Origin of the sequence: Streptomyces bobili, assembly GCF_002154575.1 — a bacterium.
Classification (GTDB): Bacteria; Actinomycetota; Actinomycetes; order Streptomycetales; family Streptomycetaceae; genus Streptomyces; species Streptomyces bobili.
Genome location: NZ_MUBA01000725.1, coordinates 1 through 1187 on the forward strand (window position 1 = coordinate 1; position 1187 = coordinate 1187).

At 74.9% G+C, this 1187-nt stretch carries 1 protein-coding gene and 1 pseudogene; one reads left to right on the top strand and one right to left on the bottom strand.

Annotated elements, in window-relative coordinates:
• A pseudogene (locus BZL64_RS41680) lies at nucleotides 1-126 on the bottom strand (glutamate racemase); the annotation flags it as partial.
• A 39-nt stretch (nucleotides 127-165) separates the two neighbouring features.
• On the opposite strand from BZL64_RS41680, the gene BZL64_RS36775 reads away from it, so the two are divergent.
• Nucleotides 166-1187 (top strand): glycosyltransferase (locus tag BZL64_RS36775; RefSeq protein ID WP_086773354.1); only part of this gene is annotated, 1022 nt, incomplete at its 3' end.

Consider the following 1187-nt stretch of genomic DNA (forward strand, 5'->3'; position numbering starts at 1 on the left):
GCGCGCGCCCCAGGGCATGCCGTCGGGGTCGAGGGAGAGCACGAGATCCGCGTCGGGCCGCAGGCGCCGTACCGCGGCGGTGGCCGCCAGCAGGCCGATTCCGGAGTCCATGAGCGCGATCTTCACCCCGCCACGATAGACGATGTGCTCTCGCGGCCCCGTGCGGTGGGGCAGACTGCGCGCGTGAGCGCCGTCGTGTGGATCTCCGCCGTTTCTCTCGCCGCCTGGCTGTGGCTGCTGCTCTGCCAGGGCTTCTTCTGGCGCACGGACGTCCGGCTCCCCCTGCGCGAGGAGCCCGGCGATTGGCCTCCGGTCTGTGTGGTCGTCCCCGCGCGCGACGAGGCGGCGGTGCTGCCCGCCGGACTGCCGTCGCTGCTGGCGCAGGACTATCCGGGGCGGGCGGAGGTCTTCCTCGTCGACGACGGCAGTTCCGACGGCACCGCGGACGTGGCGCGCGAGCTGGCCCGGCGGCACGGCGGACTGCCGCTGACCGTGGACTCGCCGGGAGAGCCGCCGGCAGGCTGGACGGGGAAACTGTGGGCGGTGCGGCACGGCATCGCGCTGGCACGCGCGCGTGAACCCGAGTACCTGCTCCTGACGGACGCCGACATCGCGCACGCTCCCGACAGCCTGCGGGAGCTGGTCGCGGCGGCCCGGACCGGGGGCTTCGACCTCGTCTCCCTGATGGCACGGCTGCGCGTGGAGAGCGTGGCGGAGCGGCTGGTCGTCCCGGCCTTCGTCTACTTCTTCGCGCAGCTCTATCCGTTCCGCCGGATCGGCCGGTCCGGGGCGCGGACGGCCGCCGCCGCGGGCGGCTGTGTCCTGCTGCGTACCGAGGCCGCGGCTCGGGCCCGCGTTCCGGACTCCATCCGGCACGCGGTCATCGACGACGTGGCGCTGGCGCGGGCGGTGAAGGCGGCGGGGGGCCGCATCTGGCTGGGGCTGGCCGACCGGGTGGACAGCGTGCGCCCGTACCCGCGGCTGTACGACCTGTGGCGGATGGTCTCGCGCAGCGCCTACGCGCAACTGCGGCACCAGCCCCTGCTGCTGCTCGGCACGGTGCTGGGCCTGGCGCTGGTCTATCTGGTGCCGCCCCTCGCCCTGCTCGGCGGGCTCGCCCTCGGCAGCCCGGCCGCCGCCTTGCCGGGAGGCCTCGCGTGGCTGGTGATGACGGGGACGTACGTCCC